This is a genomic window from Colwellia sp. SU-HH01172, assembly GCF_057553355.1.
On the sequence record NZ_BAAJMB010000005.1, the window covers coordinates 185444 to 202578 of the forward strand.

General features: G+C 40.2%; 19 protein-coding genes. 11 read left to right on the top strand and 8 right to left on the bottom strand.

Annotation, left to right across the window (positions count from 1 at the left end; translation table 11 throughout):
- The first annotated feature begins 4 nt into the window (after nucleotides 1-4).
- Nucleotides 5-613: an AhpA/YtjB family protein gene (locus tag AC27JP_RS14405; protein WP_487116265.1), complete on the top strand. Its 609-nt coding sequence runs from the start codon at nucleotides 5-7 to the stop codon at nucleotides 611-613.
- 13 nt (nucleotides 614-626) lie between these two features.
- Here AC27JP_RS14405 and AC27JP_RS14410 read toward each other — a convergent pair whose 3' ends face one another.
- From AC27JP_RS14410 to prfC, 4 genes are all read right to left on the bottom strand, one after another.
- Nucleotides 627-1430 (bottom strand): TatD family hydrolase, encoded by an 804-nt coding sequence (locus tag AC27JP_RS14410; RefSeq protein WP_487116267.1) that lies wholly within the window; start codon nucleotides 1428-1430, stop codon nucleotides 627-629.
- A 33-nt stretch (nucleotides 1431-1463) separates the two neighbouring features.
- Nucleotides 1464-2579, bottom strand: coding sequence for an HDOD domain-containing protein (locus AC27JP_RS14415; RefSeq protein WP_487116269.1), 1116 nt, complete (start codon nucleotides 2577-2579; stop codon nucleotides 1464-1466).
- 34 nt (nucleotides 2580-2613) lie between these two features.
- Nucleotides 2614-4353: an arginine--tRNA ligase gene (gene argS / locus AC27JP_RS14420; protein WP_487116271.1), complete on the bottom strand. Its 1740-nt coding sequence runs from the start codon at nucleotides 4351-4353 to the stop codon at nucleotides 2614-2616.
- Between the two features lie 127 nt (nucleotides 4354-4480).
- A complete protein-coding gene (prfC, locus tag AC27JP_RS14425; RefSeq protein WP_487116273.1) occupies nucleotides 4481-6061 on the bottom strand; it encodes a peptide chain release factor 3 in 1581 nt (526 codons plus the stop codon).
- A 254-nt stretch (nucleotides 6062-6315) separates the two neighbouring features.
- Here prfC and AC27JP_RS14430 point away from each other — a divergent pair, with 254 nt between their 5' ends.
- The 10 genes from AC27JP_RS14430 (at nucleotide 6316) to AC27JP_RS14475 (ending at nucleotide 14533) form a co-directional block, all read left to right on the top strand.
- Nucleotides 6316-6702: a BlaI/MecI/CopY family transcriptional regulator gene (locus AC27JP_RS14430; protein ID WP_487116275.1), complete on the top strand. Its 387-nt coding sequence runs from the start codon at nucleotides 6316-6318 to the stop codon at nucleotides 6700-6702.
- The gene (locus AC27JP_RS14435; protein WP_487116277.1) at nucleotides 6695-7987 is read left to right on the top strand and encodes a M56 family metallopeptidase; all 1293 of its coding nucleotides are present in this window, start codon (nucleotides 6695-6697) and stop codon (nucleotides 7985-7987) included. The genes AC27JP_RS14430 and AC27JP_RS14435 overlap by 8 nt, the downstream gene beginning before the upstream one ends.
- 328 nt (nucleotides 7988-8315) lie before the next feature.
- Nucleotides 8316-8819, top strand: coding sequence for a ferredoxin-type protein NapF (napF, locus tag AC27JP_RS14440; protein ID WP_487116279.1), 504 nt, complete (start codon nucleotides 8316-8318; stop codon nucleotides 8817-8819).
- Complete coding sequence (locus AC27JP_RS14445; protein WP_487116281.1) at nucleotides 8812-8949, top strand: TIGR02808 family protein; 138 nt, start codon at nucleotides 8812-8814, stop codon at nucleotides 8947-8949. Before napF ends, AC27JP_RS14445 begins: the two co-directional genes overlap by 8 nt.
- 64 nt (nucleotides 8950-9013) lie before the next feature.
- A complete protein-coding gene (locus tag AC27JP_RS14450; protein WP_487116283.1) occupies nucleotides 9014-9316 on the top strand; it encodes a chaperone NapD in 303 nt (100 codons plus the stop codon).
- Nucleotides 9313-11802, top strand: coding sequence for a nitrate reductase catalytic subunit NapA (gene napA / locus AC27JP_RS14455; protein ID WP_487116285.1), 2490 nt, complete (start codon nucleotides 9313-9315; stop codon nucleotides 11800-11802). Before AC27JP_RS14450 ends, napA begins: the two co-directional genes overlap by 4 nt.
- Nucleotides 11803-11851: 49 nt before the next feature.
- Nucleotides 11852-12613 carry a ferredoxin-type protein NapG gene (napG, locus tag AC27JP_RS14460; RefSeq protein WP_487116287.1) on the top strand — a complete coding sequence of 254 codons (762 nt, stop codon included), beginning with the start codon at nucleotides 11852-11854 and terminating at the stop codon, nucleotides 12611-12613.
- Nucleotides 12613-13479 (top strand): quinol dehydrogenase ferredoxin subunit NapH, encoded by an 867-nt coding sequence (napH, locus tag AC27JP_RS14465; RefSeq protein WP_487116289.1) that lies wholly within the window; start codon nucleotides 12613-12615, stop codon nucleotides 13477-13479. Before napG ends, napH begins: the two co-directional genes overlap by 1 nt.
- Before the next feature lie 20 nt (nucleotides 13480-13499).
- Entirely contained in the window at nucleotides 13500-13931 is a 432-nt protein-coding gene (locus AC27JP_RS14470) for a nitrate reductase cytochrome c-type subunit (protein ID WP_487116541.1), read from the top strand.
- 26 nt (nucleotides 13932-13957) lie between these two features.
- Nucleotides 13958-14533 carry a NapC/NirT family cytochrome c gene (locus tag AC27JP_RS14475; protein WP_487116291.1) on the top strand — a complete coding sequence of 192 codons (576 nt, stop codon included), beginning with the start codon at nucleotides 13958-13960 and terminating at the stop codon, nucleotides 14531-14533.
- Between the two features lie 144 nt (nucleotides 14534-14677).
- On the opposite strand, the gene AC27JP_RS14480 is transcribed toward AC27JP_RS14475, so the two are convergent.
- The 4 genes from AC27JP_RS14480 to AC27JP_RS14495 all read right to left on the bottom strand — a co-directional run bounded on the left by AC27JP_RS14480 (nucleotide 14678) and on the right by AC27JP_RS14495 (nucleotide 17061).
- Nucleotides 14678-15535: a delta-class carbonic anhydrase gene (locus AC27JP_RS14480; RefSeq protein ID WP_487116293.1), complete on the bottom strand. Its 858-nt coding sequence runs from the start codon at nucleotides 15533-15535 to the stop codon at nucleotides 14678-14680.
- A 224-nt stretch (nucleotides 15536-15759) separates the two neighbouring features.
- A complete protein-coding gene (locus tag AC27JP_RS14485) occupies nucleotides 15760-16032 on the bottom strand; it encodes a hypothetical protein (RefSeq protein WP_487116295.1) in 273 nt (90 codons plus the stop codon).
- Between the two features lie 109 nt (nucleotides 16033-16141).
- Entirely contained in the window at nucleotides 16142-16603 is a 462-nt protein-coding gene (gene rimI, locus AC27JP_RS14490; protein WP_487116297.1) for a ribosomal protein S18-alanine N-acetyltransferase, read from the bottom strand.
- Nucleotides 16600-17061, bottom strand: coding sequence for a hypothetical protein (locus AC27JP_RS14495; RefSeq protein WP_487116299.1), 462 nt, complete (start codon nucleotides 17059-17061; stop codon nucleotides 16600-16602). Before AC27JP_RS14495 ends, rimI begins: the two co-directional genes overlap by 4 nt.
- Nucleotides 17062-17135: the final 74 nt, after the last annotated feature.

A 17135-nucleotide genomic window follows, 5' to 3' on the forward strand; every position in this document is an offset into this window, starting at 1 on the left:
TTTTATGAAGCAAATAGAACAGCCTTTATACCCTAAATTATCATCGATTTATAATAAAATATTGCAATTAGCTATAGCTATTTTTTTGATCATAGTGGTGATGAATTTTTGGGTGACTAGCCGTGATGCACAGCAAGTACAAATTCAACAGCATGCTGATACTATTGGTAAAATGTATTTAGCACAGGCGGCGGCAAATTCTTATGCTCATTTAACAAAACCACAAGCTGAGCTGCAAGACTACGTAGATAGCTTAGCACAACAACCTTTAGTAAAAAGTGTCCATATTTATGGTAAAACAGGGCAAGTAATCGCTGCTTCTGAAAATAATGAATCTATTAATGATTTGTTTGGCTTATCTGCCATGAAGGTAAACCAAACCAAAGGCATAACGCCATTTGTACAAGAATTACGACTAGGGGAATTACAGGGCTATATTCGTTTGTCTTTGCATCGCTCTTTATTAGCCGATGAGTTAGCGGCAAACAGCACATCACAATACGATATTATGCGTTTATTGATGATAGTGACGGGGATTATCGGTTTTTTATTAACCCGAGGATTGAACCGTTTTAGCCGACAAGGTTTTCGTTTACCGAAAACCAGCAAGTAAGTTTAGGTTGCAGCTATTGTGTTAACAGCGGTTGAATATTCTGTTCTAGTACTCTGGCTATATAATCAGTTGTTTCGCTACGAATATTGACTAAAGTTTGGAAGACTTTACTTACTTGTAATGGCGAATTATCTTGCCCTTGAAAACCATAAAGCGGCATTGAAGGTGCGTCGGTTTCCAATACTAAGCTCTCAAGTGGTAATCGTTTTATTGCTTTAATGGTTTTTTCTGCTCGAGGGTAAGTAATAGTGCCGCCAACACCGAGCTTAAAGCCTAAATCAATATACTGGCATGCCTGTTGGTAACTACCAGAGAATGCATGGATTATTCCCGCCTTATTGAGCTGATACTTTTTTAGTAATGGCGTGATATGTTGATGAGAGCGACGATTATGAATAATTATCGGTAAGTGATATTTTTCTGCTAACTGTAGTTGCGCTTCGAAAACATCAAGTTGCTGATTTAGGTTATTTTGCTCTTTATCAATAACGCCATCAATGCCGGCCTCACCTACTGCAATAATAGTTTTACGATGTTGTACGATTAATGCTTCTAGGCTTGCCAAACTATCTGATTTCAATGCATCGAGAAACCAAGGGTGTATGCCTAAACAAGGATACAAGCTAACCGGTTTATTGTTATAGCGTTTGCTCAGCTCAATCACTTTTAACCAGTTGCTTGGACCTATGGTGGGAATGATAATATTATGAATATGCGCTTGCTGGCACTGGTCTAGTAAATTTGGCAAGCTGTTAGAAAAAGCATCAAAATCAAGATGACAGTGACTATCGGTAAATTGTAAGGTCTTTGTCATCATCTGCTCCTATCTAAAGAGAATTTCTTGCTTTGACTAAATGAGTTTATCGGCCCTTTTACTTAGCGCTTCAATAACATTTTCGAGCTTAAAGTGCTGAATAAACTCTGGCGAAGGAGCTTGTTTGTGAATCAGGACATTTGCGAGGTATACCGCCTGAGCTATGCCAAAATTATTCTGCAGTAACTTTTCAGGTTTATGATGCAAAATAATTGCTTCAATAATTTGATAAGAAAAGCCCCAAGTATGCAATAAGTAGCCGCCAACATGACAATGATCTATGGCAAAAATTTTATTTTCCAATGCCATATTGTTGCCATTTTTTACACGATGTTTAAAAAACAAAGCAGTAGACTTTTCATTGACTTCAAAGAGAACCACTTTCCCCAGATCATGCAAAAGTCCGGCGATCATGGCATCTTGCTTTAACTCAGGTTTTACCATTGAAGCAGCAAGCTTAGCCGTTGCTAAGCAATGTAGCTGCTCATCAAGTATCGAGAAGTCTTTAATTTTAGGGTTGTAGGAGAACAACTCCGCAGTCATTACGATACAGCATAAAGTATCTAGGCCCATTTTAGTGATGGCATCACTAATGTTCAGCATGGGCTTGCCGGCTGTGGCAAAGGTGTTATTTGAAAACTGTAATACTTTTGCCGTTAATGCCGGGTCTTGCTGGATTATCTTGGCAATTTTACTTGAGTCAGTATTGGTTTCTTTCAGCACGGCATTAAGTTGCATATAGACTTTTGGTGGACTAGGCAGCGTTTTAATACTAGCAACGGTTTTTACAATAATATCTTTAGTGATTGATTGGTTATTATTAGCCAACTTACCAATAGTGCTGATAATGGTTTTACTCTCTATTGGTTGAGCAAAACTATAATGTGCAATGCTATGCGCTTTTTGCTCGTCATTATCAATTAATATTCTGACTATTTTAGGAAACTTTTTCGCCACCATTTCCAGTACCGCGCTACCATCGTTTCCGTCAATTTCCGCAATGCAAACAACAATATTGAATTGGTGCTGCGATAATGCAGAAACGGCAGCGTGTAGGCCAGTCACATGGGCAAATTTTGCCCGTGACTTAAGGAGTTCCTGCTTAAGGTCGAGCAATTGGTTTGCTAAATTATCAATTAATAAAATTTTCATTTACAACACTGGTTCCTGAGTGTTTATTTTATGATTACATGCGTTCCATAACGTCGATGCCTAAAATATCTAAACCTTGTTTCAAGGTACTGGCGATAATTTGACAAAGGGCTAAACGAGACTGTTTTACTTCAATGCTAATATCGTCTTTTAAAATAGGGCAGGCTTCATAAAAGCTCATATATAGGCTTGCTAGCTCGTATAGGTAATTACATAGCAAGTTCGGCGTACATTCGCTAATAACAGCGTCTAGTACGTTTTCCAATTGCAATAATTTTAATGCTAAGGCTTTTTCTTGTGGTTCGATAATCGCAATCGTTTGCGCGTTATCAGTAATGCTGTAACTTGCTTTGGTAAAGATACTTTGAATACGAGAGTAAGCATATTGCAAGTAAGGTGCTGTTGCACCCTCAAAGCTCAACATGGTTTTCCAGTTGAAGATGTAGTCACTGGTGCGGTTTTTTGATAAGTCAGCGAATTTAACTGCGCCAATACCCACTTTTTCAGCAATTTCAGATAATTTTTCATCTGAGTAATCCGGGTTTTTCTCAGCGATAACATCTTTCGCACGAACAATCGCTTCATCAAGTAACTCAGCAAGCTTAATTGTGCCGCCGGTGCGGGTTTTAAACGGCTTGCCGTCGTCGCCCATCATCATGCCAAATGGGCAATGATCGTAACCCACGTGCTCAGGTAAGAAGCCAGCTTTACGGGCAACAATTTCTACTTGTTTAAAGTGTAATGCTTGACGAGCATCGGTGAAAATAATGATGCGATCTGCATTTAGCTCGCCACTACGGTAACGACATGCTGATAAATCGGTTGTGGCGTATAAGTAGCCACCGCCAGATTTTTGTACGATAAATACCGAAGGGTCGCCGTCTTTATTTGCCATCTCGTCAATAAAAACTACCTTCGCACCTTGGTCTTCAACGGCAATTTTTTGCGCCATTAATTCATCAATAACGTTTGATAAATCGTCGTTGTAAGCACTTTCACCCATAATGTCATCACGGCTTAAGGTAACATTTAATTTTTGGTAAATATCTTCACTGTGAGCAATTGAAATATCAATAAACTGCTGCCAAAGTTTTGCACACTGTGCTTCACCGCTTTGCAGTTTCACCACATAATCACGGGCACGGTCAGCAAAACCGTCTTCGTCATCAAAACGAACTTTAGCTTCACGGTAAAAGTTTTCTAAATCAGCAAGGGCTGTTTCTGCTACTTCGTTCGAAGCAAGTTTGTCGCTTAAGTGCGCCAGCAACATGCCAAATTGTGTACCCCAATCGCCCATATGGTTTTGGCGAATAACATGCTCACCGCGAAATTCTAATGCACGTACTACGGCGTCACCAATAATGGTTGAACGTAAGTGACCGACATGCATTTCTTTGGCTAAATTTGGCGCTGAGTAATCGACAACCACGTTTTGTGGTTTAACCGCTTGGCTTACACCGAGCTTTTCGTCATTTGAAATTTGGTTTAATTGGCTCGATAACCACTGTTGATCTAAATGAATATTGATAAAGCCTGGGCCAGCGAGTTCAACTTTTTCCGCAATACCTGCTAGATCAAGTGCTGCAACAACTTTTGTTGCTAACTCTCGAGGATTAGTTTTTAGCTTTTTAGCTGCACCCATAACACCGTTTGCTTGGTAATCACCAAAGTTGGCGCGGTTTGACAAGCTAATTGCTGGGTTTGTCCCTTCAGGTAAACCTGCTGCCGTCATGGCCGCACTAACTTTTTCACTTAGGATGTTACTAATATTCATGTAAATAAACTCTTTATTAGGTTGTCAACTCAAGCCTAGCTTTAAGCTTGAGAATATAAGCGTAACTTAGATGATTACGCTTATGAATAAATTACTTGATAGATTCTTAATTGTCACGGCTAGGCAGTTAATGCTCGCGAGTTTTGTGAAATTCAATATCAGGGTGACGCTCTTGCGCTAAACTTAAGTTAACCATAGTTGGTGCGATGTAAGTTAAATTATCGCCACCATCAAGTGCTAAATTATCGTAAGCTTTCTTTTGGAACTGCTCTAAAGTGCGTTCGTCGTCACAGGTACACCAGCGCGCAGTTGCCACGCTGATCGGTTCATAAATAGCGTCTACATTGTATTCAGTTTTTAAACGCTGAACCACCACTTCAAACTGCAATACACCAACGGCGCCAACAATCATATCGTTTGAGTTGAACGGTCTAAATACTTGCACTGCACCTTCTTCAGATAATTGAATTAGGCCTTTTTGCAATTGCTTAGCTTTCAGTGGATCACGTAAGCGAATACGGCGGAACATTTCAGGTGCGAAGTTTGGTATGCCGCTAAATTTCATGTTTTCACCGGCAGTAAAAGTATCGCCAATTTGGATACTGCCATGGTTATGTAAACCAATAATATCGCCAGCGTAAGCTTGTTCTACGTTGGAACGATCACCCGCCATGAAAGTTACGGCATCGGCAATTTTTACGTCTTTACCAATACGAACTTGTTTCATTTTCATGCCTTTTTCGTATTTGCCTGAACAAATACGCATAAAGGCGATACGGTCGCGATGTTTTGGGTCCATATTCGCTTGAATTTTAAATACAAAACCTGAGAATTTTTCTTCCTCTGCGTTGACTGTGCGAGTGTCGGTTAAGCGCGGTAAAGGCTTTGGTGCCCATTTGGTTAGGCCGTCAAGCATATGGTCAACGCCAAAGTTACCTAATGCCGTACCAAAAAATACTGGTGTTAATTCACCATTTAAAAACTCTTCATGGTTAAATTCGTGTGACGCGCCAACAACAAGTTCAAGTTCTTCTCGTAAATCTTCAGCATAGTTACCAATTTCAGCATCTAATTCTGGATTATCTAGGCCTTTAATAACGCGTTTTTCTTGAATGGTATGGCCTTGGCCTGACTGATACAAAAATACCTCATCGGTCAAAATGTTATAAACACCTTTAAATTCTTTACCCATGCCAATTGGCCAAGTAATAGGTGCACATTTTATTTTTAATACGTCTTCAACCTCATCCATAACTTCCATTGGATCACGTACATCACGGTCCATTTTGTTCATAAAGGTAATAATGGGCGTATCGCGTAAACGGGTAACTTCCATTAATTTAATGGTTCGTGCTTCTACACCTTTTGCCACGTCAATTACCATCAAACATGAGTCAACTGCCGTTAAAGTACGGTAAGTATCTTCCGAGAAATCTTCATGGCCGGGAGTGTCGAGTAGGTTGACTAAACAATCGGCATAAGGAAATTGCATAACTGAGGTGGTAATCGAAATACCACGATCTTTTTCCATTTCCATCCAATCAGATTTTGCATGTTGGCCTGATTTTTTACCTTTTACGGTACCGGCTTTTTGTAACGCTTGACCAAAAAGTAAAACCTTTTCAGTGATCGTCGTTTTACCCGCATCAGGGTGACTAATAATTGCGAAGGTGCGTCGTAAGTCGACTTCCTGCTGTTGTACAGACATGCAAATTACCTGTTAGTAAGTGGATGAAAAAAATTAGCTTAAATTTTAAAGCGCAACATTATAGCGAAAACGAGGGCGAAGGGCAGTAACTATATCTTAAGAAATGCGCTTTATTTTCTATTTTTCTCTGCTGAATGGAAAATTAGTCGATGAAAGCTTGACTTTAATGATTACGGCTGTAATTCTTTAGCTATGGATTACATTTGTAATCAATGTGTTTTTTGTTTCTCAATATAGTTTTGGAGTTAGGTTTAATGGAACAACAAATGGTCGATATCAGTAAAGCAGAATTTGAAGTGTTGGAAGTGCTATGGCAAGAACATCCTGCGGCGGCAGCTGATATTGTCACACGCTTAAATGAGAAAAAAACTTGGCATGAAAAAACGGTGAAAACCTTATTGAATCGTTTAGTGAAGAAGCAAGCGGTAAGCTTTGTTAAAGAGCAACGACGCTATCTGTATTCGCCATTATTTGAACGAGAACAATACACGCAACAGGCCAGCAAAAGTTTAGTTGAGCGCTTATTTAGTGGTGAAATATCTCCTTTGGTCGCTGGATTTGCTAAAAACAAAACGCTTAAGCGAGATGATGTAGAAGCCCTTAAATCCTTAATCGATCAGTGGGAAAATGAACATGATTGAATCGATATTGAGTCGTGTTGTTGAGTCGTTAGTTCCGTTAACGCTAGTGTTAAGCATTTTATTAGTTATGCGGCCATTATTGCTCAGGTATTTAGGCGCTAATACTATGTATTTTACTTGGTTGATTGTGCCAATCACACTGGCTAGTTATCACTTTTCTCCTATGCTATTCCCTGCAACAGAAACGTTGTTAGTGGCAAGTGAAATTGACCGAGTCATTGTTACTTCTAAACAAACATTGGCACAGATAAACGATGTTAATTGGTTGATTATTTTAAGTATTTTTGTCTCTGTGTTTTTATTACTACTTACCATGATAGATCATTGGCAGTTTAGACGAACATTATTACCCGCACCTAAGTATTTAGCTGCTGATATTACCAAAACGTTGAAAACCACTATTGGTGCTCGTAGATTAACTCTAGTTGTAAGTGACAATGTCGAAAGCCCAATGCTTGTTGGTTTTGTTTCAGCCAAATTAGTACTACCGAGTAACTTTCTTAATTTATATAACCATGAACAACAGCAACTTATTGTTGCCCACGAAATTTGTCATTTTGATCGCAATGACATTTATTGGAACCTAGCCGCATTTATATTAATCGCGTTATTTTGGTTTCACCCTTTGGTTTGGCTAGCTTATATAAGATTTCGCCGTGACCAAGAACTTTCCTGTGACCAAACCACGCTGGCGCGCAAGCAGTTAGATAGCAGGATTAACTATAGTCGAGCATTGTTAATTACCGCTCAACAAAAGCAGCGATTCGCTTTTGCTCACTTATCGTTTAATGAATATGGAGATAAAACTGTAATGTTAGAAAGAATAAAGCAAATAAAAAACCTTAACGCACTAGGTAAGCCAGCACTGAGCCTTTATGGTGTTGTGATGGCAGCATTGGTAACCAGCGTAAGCTATGCAGGTCATGTTGGTCAGCAAGGCATAGCAGGAGATAGTGCCAAACATAAGAAATCGGTAAACGATGTTTATCCTATTATGCGGGTTGAGCCAAAGTACCCCATTCAAGCGGCAAAAGATGGTGTAGAAGGTGCTGTGCTGCTTAAGTTTGATGTTGATAGTCATGGTATGACAAATAACATTCGTGTTGTTGCGGCAGAGCCTGAAAATGTTTTCGATAAAGCAGCCATGGATGCACTGGCAAAATGGCAGTATGGTTCGAAGAATAGCATGGCGAAATCAGGACTGGTTGTGCAACTTGATTTTCGAATGGAAAAAAACTCTGATAAAGTTTTTCATCTCATTGAACGCATTGAAGTTTCTAAATAAGAATCATTAGCAATTAGGTAAAAAAAGACCACATAGTTGGTCTTTTTTTGTTATTGGACTATAAAAAAGTAACGGCTTTGTCTTTTTGATTAAATAAAACAAAAAATGATTAAAAAACAATGGATAGTCTATGCTTTATATTGATTGATTTTTGTTTTTAAATGTTAACCTTAGTTTAAATAGGGTTTTATTTGTAACGTACTTAAGTATTTTGATTTACATCAAGTTATTTGACTAATAGATATTGTATTGTCGTCACATAATGTTTGGCATTGATAAGTTCTGGTAAGGATAAAAGCCTTACAGGCAAATGTAGTAATAGGTTTCCATGGTTGATTTACGTCGTCGCAACTTTATGCGAGCAAAAAAAGTTTCAACTCCTCCTGCAATTAGGCTGCCTTGGACAGCTGACGAAGCTTTATTTACTCGCGGTTGTACGCAATGTGGTAAATGCCAAACTGCTTGCGAAGAAAATATTATTATCAAAGGTGATGGCGGCTTTCCAGAAATAAACTTTAACGCTGGTGAATGTACCTTTTGTCAACAATGTGTTTTAGCTTGTGATGAGCCATTATTTAACGCTTTCGATACCTCTCCTTGGCAACTTAATATAGAAATTAGCTCAGGTTGCCTAGCAACGAAGCAAATACATTGTCAAATCTGCCAAGATAGCTGCGAAACAGAAGCTATCGTTTTTAAATACCTTCAGGCCTCGGTGCCTCAACCCAATATTATTTTAAATGACTGCAATGGCTGTGGCGCTTGTGTTTCGGTATGTCCCGAGTCTGCAATCAAACTATCAACGTCTTCTTTAGGAGCACAAAATGAGTGAATTAGAACAACTAATATGGAATGTATTGGGGTACTCCTCAATGCCATTTATTTTCTTATTTGGTTTTATTGCCACGGCGATTGTTGCAGTAATTATTTTGAAAATGTTTGGTGCCAAGCCAACCGAGTAACACAGTTTATCTAGGTTTTTGATAAACCTAACAGAATAGAATTTAAATAAAGAGGGCGAATAATGTGATTAATCTTTTAGAAGAAAGCCCCGTAAATATAGCAGGAGTTATGTTTATGGCTCATCCAGAGAAGGCAGAGAAAGTGGCTGCTGATTTGGGCGAGTTCCCTGGCGCAGAAGTTCATGTCAAAGGGGAGAATGGTAGCTTAGTGGTTACTGTTGAATCGATTGAAGGCGAGAAAAATCAAGCACAACGTATTATTGAGACGATTACTGACATGGGTAATGTACCTGGTGTTATTTCATCATCATTAATATTTCATCACAATGACGCTGGCTTACCTCAGCATCAGGGGGAAAAACAATGACTTTAACAAGACGTGATTTTATCAAAGCAAATGCGGTTGCAGCGACAGCTGTTGCGGCAGGTGTTGCGATTCCAGCTTCGGCATCGAATCTGATCACAAAATCTTCAGACAGTGCCATCAAATGGGATAAAGCACCGTGTCGATTCTGTGGTACCGGTTGTAGTGTCTTAGTGGGGACGCAACAAGGCAAAGTAGTTGCTACACAAGGTGACCCAGATGCGCCAGTAAACAAAGGCCTTAACTGTATTAAAGGTTATTTCTTATCAAAAATTATGTACGGTAAAGACCGTTTAACTCAACCGTTATTAAGAATGACCGATGGTGAGTTTGATAAAGAAGGTGATTTTACCCCAGTGAGCTGGGATAAAGCCTTTGATGTCATGGCGGATAAATTTAAAGCGGCGATCAAGAAAAAAGGCCCTACTTCCGTTGGCATGTTTGGCTCAGGCCAATGGACAGTGTGGGAAGGCTATGCTGCTTCTAAATTAATGAAAGCAGGTTTCCGTTCAAATAACATCGATCCCAATGCCCGTCACTGTATGGCGTCTGCTGTTGGTGGCTTTATGCGTACCTTTGGTATCGACGAGCCTATGGGCTGTTATGACGATTTAGAACATGCTGACGCATTTGTGCTTTGGGGCTCAAATATGGCAGAAATGCATCCTATTCTATGGTCACGTTTAACTGATCGTCGTTTAAGTGCACCGCATGTCAAAGTACATGTATTATCTACCTTTAAACATCGTAGTTTTGAACTTGCTGATAACGGTATGGTATTTACGCCACAAACCGACTTGGCCATTCTAAACTTTATAGCTAACTACATTATTCAAAATAATGCCGTTAACGAAGACTTCTTGAAAAAGCATGTCAATATTCGTGAAGGTGTTACCGATATTGGTTATGGTTTACGTCCAACGCATCCATTAGAGCAAGCTGCGAAAAACCCAGGTAAGGGTGGTTCTAAGCCGATGAGCTTTGAAGCTTATGCTAAATTTGTTAGCACCTATACGGTTGAGTATGCCTCAAAACTATCGGGTGTACCTGAAGCTAACTTAATTGAAATGGCGAAACTTTACGCTGATCCAAAAGTAAAAGTCACGTCTTTCTGGACTATGGGCTTCAACCAGCATACTCGTGGTGTTTGGGCCAATAACCTAATGTATAACGTGCATTTGTTAACCGGTAAAATTTCTGAGCCAGGTAATAGCCCGTTCTCATTAACCGGTCAACCGTCAGCGTGTGGTACCGCGCGTGAAGTAGGGACCTTCTCACACCGTTTACCGGCTGATTTAGTGGTTAAAAACCCTAAGCACAGAGCAACGGCTGAGAAAATTTGGAAACTTCCAGAAGGTACTATTCCACCAAAACCAGGTTATCACGCGGTATTACAAAACCGTATGCTTAAAGACGGTAAGTTGAATGCTTATTGGGTGCAATGTAACAACAACGTGCAAGCTGCGGCAAACATGAATGAAGAAACTTTGCCGGGCTATCGTAATCCTGAAAACTTCATTGTGGTTTCTGACCCATACCCAACCGTTACTGCACAAGCAGCTGATCTGATTTTACCAACAGCAATGTGGGTAGAAAAAGAAGGTGCTTACGGTAATGCCGAGCGTCGTACGCAATTTTGGCATCAACAAGTTAGTGCGCCAGGCGAAGCTCGTTCTGATTTATGGCAGTTAGTAGAATTCTCTAAACGCTTTAAAATTGAAGATGTTTGGCCTGAAGAGTTAATTGCTAAGCAACCAGAAGTACGTGGTAAAACCATGTATGACGTACTATACGCTAACGGTAGTGTTGATAAGTTCCCAACGTCTGACTGTAAAGGTGATAGCAACCAAGAAGCTGACCATTTTGGTTTTTATATTCAAAAAGGTTTATTTGAAGAATATGCTAGCTTTGGTCGTGGCCATGCTCATGATTTAGCTGATTTTGACGTCTATCATGAAGCACGTGGCTTACGTTGGCCGGTAGTTGATGGTAAAGAAACATTATGGCGTTTCCGTGAAGGATATGATCCATATGTGGCTAAAGGCAGTGAAGTGCAGTTTTATGGTAAAAAAGATAATAAAGCGAATATCTTTGCCTTACCTTATGAGCCACCAGCTGAGTCTCCAGATGAAGAATTTGACTTGTGGTTAAGTACCGGTCGTGTGCTTGAACATTGGCATTCAGGTTCAATGACTGCTCGTGTACCTGAGCTGCATAAAGCCTTCCCTGATGCGGTGATATTTATGCACCCAGAGGATGCTAAAAAACGTGATTTACGCCGTGGTCAAGAATGTATTATTCAATCTCGTCGTGGTGAAGTACGAACACGTGTTGAAACCCGAGGCCGTAACCGTCCGCCTAAAGGCTTAGTATTTATGCCTTGGTTTGACGCTAAGCAGCTAACCAATAAATTAACACTTGATGCAACTGATCCGCTTTCAAAAGAAACGGACTTTAAAAAGTGTGCCGTTAAAATTATCAAAGCTTAATTACTTTGATGTTTAACGAATCATTTTAATCGGATAACAGAGACGTAACATGACTGCTGATAAACGCCACCAACCAAGGAAAATGTCTAGACGCCAGTTTATAACTGACGCTGGCCGTGGTGTTTGTGGCACTAGCCTTTTAGGGCTAGGGTTGGCTGGCTATGCCAAGCAATCACAAAGTTTATCAGCACAATGTTTACGTCCGCCAGGAGCATTAACAGAAGAAGATTTTCTAGCCGCGTGTGTACGTTGTGGCTTATGTGTAGAAGCCTGTCCTTACGATACGTTAAAGTTAGGCAAGATGTTTGAACCAGTAACCACTGGAACACCTTATTTTGATGCGAGTTTAATTCCGTGCGAAATGTGTGAGGATATTCCTTGCCAAACCGCATGTCCAACCGGGGCAATTTCGCCTGAGTTGGAATCAATTAACGATGCAAAAATGGGGCTTGCCGTCCTTATCGATAGGGAAACATGTCTTAATACGCAGGGCTTACGTTGTGATATCTGTCATCGGGTTTGCCCCTTGATTGATGAAGCCATTACGTTGGAAATTGAGCGTAATACCCGCACCGGCCATCATGCGATGTTTATTCCGACCGTGCATTCAGATTTGTGTACTGGTTGTGGTAAATGTGAACATGCTTGCCCGCTAGAAGATGCTGCGATAAAAGTACTACCACGAGAAATAGCTAAAGGTGAATTAGGCCATCATTACCGTTGGGGTTGGATTGAAAAAGACAAAGCCGGTGGTTCATTAATAGATGAAGTGCTTGATTTGCCTGATCGCTTACCTGGCGGAGGTTCATAATGAAAGCCTCAGTCGGACAAGAAGCTATTGAGTTAAAAGGTTGGTTTGGTGCGCATAAATTTTTGCTGCTACGAAGACTTAGTCAACTCGGCATACTTGCCCTGTTTTTATTAGGTCCTCTGGCTGGGATCTGGATTTTAAAAGGGAATTTGAGCGCAAGTGTTTTATTGGACACTGTGCCCATGACCGACCCTTTTATGTTGTTGCAATCATTTGCAGCAGGTCATATTCCAGAGCTAACGGCAATTATTGGTGCTGTTATTGTTGCCGCTTTTTACTTTTTTGTCGGTGGGCGCTTTTTCTGTGCTTGGGTTTGTCCGGTCAATTTGATTACTGATAGTGCGCATTGGTTGCGTAGAAAGTTAAAAATTAGAACGTCAACTAAGCTATCTCGTAAAACCCGTTTCTGGGTGTTAGCTATGTCATTAGTGCTACCAATTATACTCGGTACTATGGCATGGGAACTGATAAACCCAGTATCAATGTTTCACCGCGGTGTGATTTTTGGTATGGGCTTTAGTTGGATAGTATTAATTGGCATTTTCTTCTTTGATTTATTGCTCGTAGAGCACGGTTGGTGTGGTCATGTTTGCCCATTAGGCGCATTTTACAATATTTTAGGTCGTTATAGTCCGGTTAAAGTTTCTGCTTATCAACGTGAAAAGTGTGATAAGTGCATGGATTGCTTTACCGTATGTACTGAGCCGCAAGTATTGAAAATGCCACTGTTTGGCGAAAATAAGGGTTATGGCCCGATGATCACCTCAGCTGATTGTACAAATTGTGCGCGTTGTATTGACGTGTGTTCGCAAGATGTTTTTAAAATAACGACAAGATTGCCTATTAAGGCGGAGGTAAAACAATGAGAATATTACCGATTATAGTGATGGCATTAGCTACATTCTTAACGGGCTCATCATTAGCTGAAGAAGTTAACCCCGGCGGTTTAGCGACCATTCGTGGGGCTGCAACCCTAGATGAAACCCGTAAAGCAGAAAACCTGAAACGTGTACCAAAAGATTTAAATCCTATAGCGCGTAATTATGTTCATCAACCCCCTATGGTTCCGCATCAAACGCGTGGTTATCGTGTTGATTTAAATAGTAACAAATGCTTGAGTTGTCACAGCTGGAAACATGCGGCTGAAACAGGCGCAACAAAAATTAGTTTAACGCATTTTGAAACGCGTGACGGTAAAACACTATCGGATGTTTCTCCGCGTCGTTACTTTTGTTCACAGTGCCATGTAACACAAGCTGATGCCGCTCCTTTGGTTGAGAATACCTTTAAACCGGTTGAATCATTGGGTAATGAATAAGCCGCTATCACGCGAAGGGGTATAAAATGCTAAAGAGTATGTGGACGTTTTTAAAATCGCCAAGTAGTGCCGCTATGTGGTTTATTCTGGCAATCGGTTTTGCTGGTGGGATTATTTTCTGGGGTGGCTTTAACACCGCGTTAGAGGTAACCAACACGGAAGAGTTTTGTATTAGCTGTCACGAAATGCAAGACAATGTTTATGAAGAGTATAAAGAAACTATTCATTATTCGAACCGTTCCGGTGTACGTGCTACGTGTCCAGATTGTCATGTTCCGAAAAAGTGGACTGACAAAATTGTTCGTAAAATTGCTGCCAGCAAAGAGGTTTGGGGCGCGCTGACCGGTTTAATTGACACTCGTGAAGAGTTCGTTGAACACCGTCGTTCTATGGCTGAACGCGAATGGAAACGCATGAAAGATAATGATTCATTAGAATGTCGTAACTGCCATAACTTTGAATACATGGATTTCTCTGAGCAAGGTAACCGTAGTGTTAAAATGCACTCCGATGCTCTGGCATCAGGTGAAAAAACCTGTATTGATTGTCATAAAGGTATTGCTCATGAATTACCTGACATGAAAGGTGTTGAAAACTGGTAGTAGCGAGATTGAATTAAGTTGTTGCTCGTTAAATTGAAAGGCCAGACGCGTTCGCGTCTGGCCTTTTTTGTGCCCTTATTTCAGCTTTCGTTTTGAGGTTAAGCGAAATATAAGGCTATTGTCATTTTACTAGAAACAAAGCGACTATTTGATTACTGAAAGCAGCTCTGTATTGGTGACTAAGTTCCGAACACCATGGGCGTGATCTTCATTAAATTCATTGCCTTGACACCAGTTAGCAACGGAATTGATATCAACCTTTGCTACTTCTGGGCGTACATTCCAAGTGACCTGCAATGGTGAGCCTGCTTCATTGTAACTCGGGCCTGTTGTTGAACCGCTGTAACTTACCGGATTGCCGGTATTGCTAGGAATATTAGTCGCTTGGTAATAGTTACCTTGTTTAGAAAATGACGTTAGGGCGTCGAAATTTAACGCATCGCTGTTGTTGACTAAAACATAGACTTGGGCTTCAACACGTAATTGTGGATTTTTAATCGACTCACTTAAACATGCACCTAAAGTTGCCCCTGGTGTTACTTGAGCTGAAGAGTGCACGTAATGAACTTCTATGGTATCACCAGCTTGCAAGCCACCATGTTTGCTAGGGCAAGCTGGCGCTGCAATAGGTTGGCTTTCTTTTACCGTTAGCGAGCCTGAATAAACATAGCCACTTTGAAAGCCATGGCCGTCGCCATTACCGGCATATTTTGCAAATTGTCCACCGGCATGCTCGGCATTTTTATGAAAGTGTATGTTGCACAAGTTCATACGATTAGATGCTGGTGCTGCGTTAAAAATTCGGGGGTTAGTGCCAGCTTTAACATCGATATTACGTGGTGATTGTGGGCCGAAACCTTTACCTTTTGTGTTAGCAGCGAGAGCAGCTCGTTGTTTGGCAATAACGTCGTCATCAACAGCGGTTAATTGGTTAGACTTTGCCACAGCAGATAGCGTTAAAGCCAATGGGATGATAGCTAGAACGTAATTTACTTTATTCATATGTACTCCAAAACTTAAATTAAGGCAGCGACAAAGCCACTACCTATTCGGTGGGTGCAAACAAGGAACTTAACGAATTTCTAGAACAACACATTAAAGAAAACACGCGCTACTAACTTAGAGGTGAAGACATAATATGTCAAGAGGTGTTGGGAGGATAATATATTGACGCTTTACGCCATTGTGTATCATGCGTACTGATTTATAGATTGCAAAGGAAGTTGTTAGTTGAATAGCTGTCCAATAAATTGGCTCTCATCATTGTTTAGCAAAGGGCTATGATTATTTTGTCGAGGTTTCTCGATTTGACTGGCGTACTTATTGGCTAGTAACTCTATCACTTGGTTTTGTTCTAAACCCGTAAGGGCACTAAGCTGCTGTAGCGCATCAGTCATCACTTGATCAATAATATTGTTGGTGTCGATAACGGCCATATTGGCTCCCGCAGAAAAATAATGACTAACACAGTTATCCGTGTGTGTTTGACTACTTTGCATAATGAACAGCGTAATAGTAAAGGATAATTAAAGTGTAATTTTGTTTGCGACAAAGAAATAGCTTGGCTAGGTAATATTATGTAGTTAAGTGTTATTACAGTAATAGTTGCTAGAGTTTTTTTGACATTACAATGGCATCTTCATAGCCAAAGCCAGTGTTACTAGGGTAGTAGCCGGTTCTGCGTGAAATTTCGCTAAAACCTTGATTGATGTACAGCATTTGCGCACTGATGTTTTTTGCTCGCACTTCTAGAAAAATGCTTTCGGTTGATAGCTGTTTACAGTGTTGAAAAAACTGCAATAATAAAACTTTACCTAAGCCTTTCCCTTGTTGCTCAGGTGCAACACAAATGTCCATTAGCGTTGATTCACCCGCAACATGCTCGCCAACGTAAAACCCGACAATGGTTTTGTCGACGGTTAAATATTCACCAAAGTAACGGCCACCAATACAACTTTTAAATGTTTTTTCACTCCAAGGATGAACATGACATGCAAGCTCGATAGGCATCAGTTCATCAACACTGTCTTGGCTAATAGGCGTAAAAATATGATTTAAATTCTGAGTCATGATGAGCTTAATGGTCCTATTGATTGCCAAAGTGCTTTTTTTAACTGTACTGATTTGGCTAAGGTTTTTAAATTTGGCGTTTTTAGACAATTATGCCCAAACTCAATTTGTTCATTGTCAGTGAATTGCCAATTAATCAGCCCTAAATCAACTTGATCACTTTGCACAGATAAATCTGCTCGGCTTGCCCCAATACAAAGCAACACGTCATTGAACAATTGTTGATTTAATAACTCTGTCAGATTGAGGTTAATGCTCTTATTTGGTGAGGGTTGATGAGCTTCGTCTGTCGCCATTGCCTGTGCTTTAGCATTATTTTCAATAGCCTGTTGAGTAGGTGCAATGCTTGCAATACCTGACTGCTCAGATTGTTGGGCAAGAGTCGATAACTCACGTCTTTGCCAAACGGTAATATCCATCGCTTTTAATAAATCAAATTGTCTTTTGGTAATACTCATATGGTTCTAGGCATCTTAAAAATCATAGATATCATGACAGAATTTAAAGCTAGGAAAAACTAGAAAATTGAAAA

Bases quoted from the DNA above. Each gene is read 5' to 3' on its own strand.
- napF (WP_487116279.1), top strand. From the start codon at position 8,316: ATGGTTGATTTACGTCGTCGCAACTTTATGCGAGCAAAAAAAGTTTCA.
- AC27JP_RS14475 (WP_487116291.1), top strand. From the start codon at position 13,958: ATGCTAAAGAGTATGTGGACGTTTTTAAAATCGCCAAGTAGTGCCGCT.
- AC27JP_RS14405 (WP_487116265.1), top strand. From the start codon at position 5: ATGAAGCAAATAGAACAGCCTTTATACCCTAAATTATCATCGATTTAT.
- AC27JP_RS14445 (WP_487116281.1), top strand. From the start codon at position 8,812: ATGAGTGAATTAGAACAACTAATATGGAATGTATTGGGGTACTCCTCA.
- AC27JP_RS14435 (WP_487116277.1), top strand. From the start codon at position 6,695: ATGATTGAATCGATATTGAGTCGTGTTGTTGAGTCGTTAGTTCCGTTA.
- napA (WP_487116285.1), top strand. From the start codon at position 9,313: ATGACTTTAACAAGACGTGATTTTATCAAAGCAAATGCGGTTGCAGCG.
- AC27JP_RS14495 (WP_487116299.1), bottom strand. From the start codon at position 17,061: ATGAGTATTACCAAAAGACAATTTGATTTATTAAAAGCGATGGATATT.
- napH (WP_487116289.1), top strand. From the start codon at position 12,613: ATGAAAGCCTCAGTCGGACAAGAAGCTATTGAGTTAAAAGGTTGGTTT.
- rimI (WP_487116297.1), bottom strand. From the start codon at position 16,603: ATGACTCAGAATTTAAATCATATTTTTACGCCTATTAGCCAAGACAGT.
- AC27JP_RS14470 (WP_487116541.1), top strand. From the start codon at position 13,500: ATGGCATTAGCTACATTCTTAACGGGCTCATCATTAGCTGAAGAAGTT.
- AC27JP_RS14430 (WP_487116275.1), top strand. From the start codon at position 6,316: ATGGAACAACAAATGGTCGATATCAGTAAAGCAGAATTTGAAGTGTTG.
- prfC (WP_487116273.1), bottom strand. From the start codon at position 6,061: ATGTCTGTACAACAGCAGGAAGTCGACTTACGACGCACCTTCGCAATT.
- AC27JP_RS14480 (WP_487116293.1), bottom strand. From the start codon at position 15,535: ATGAATAAAGTAAATTACGTTCTAGCTATCATCCCATTGGCTTTAACG.
- argS (WP_487116271.1), bottom strand. From the start codon at position 4,353: ATGAATATTAGTAACATCCTAAGTGAAAAAGTTAGTGCGGCCATGACG.
- AC27JP_RS14410 (WP_487116267.1), bottom strand. From the start codon at position 1,430: ATGATGACAAAGACCTTACAATTTACCGATAGTCACTGTCATCTTGAT.
- AC27JP_RS14415 (WP_487116269.1), bottom strand. From the start codon at position 2,579: ATGAAAATTTTATTAATTGATAATTTAGCAAACCAATTGCTCGACCTT.
- AC27JP_RS14485 (WP_487116295.1), bottom strand. From the start codon at position 16,032: ATGCAAAGTAGTCAAACACACACGGATAACTGTGTTAGTCATTATTTT.
- napG (WP_487116287.1), top strand. From the start codon at position 11,852: ATGACTGCTGATAAACGCCACCAACCAAGGAAAATGTCTAGACGCCAG.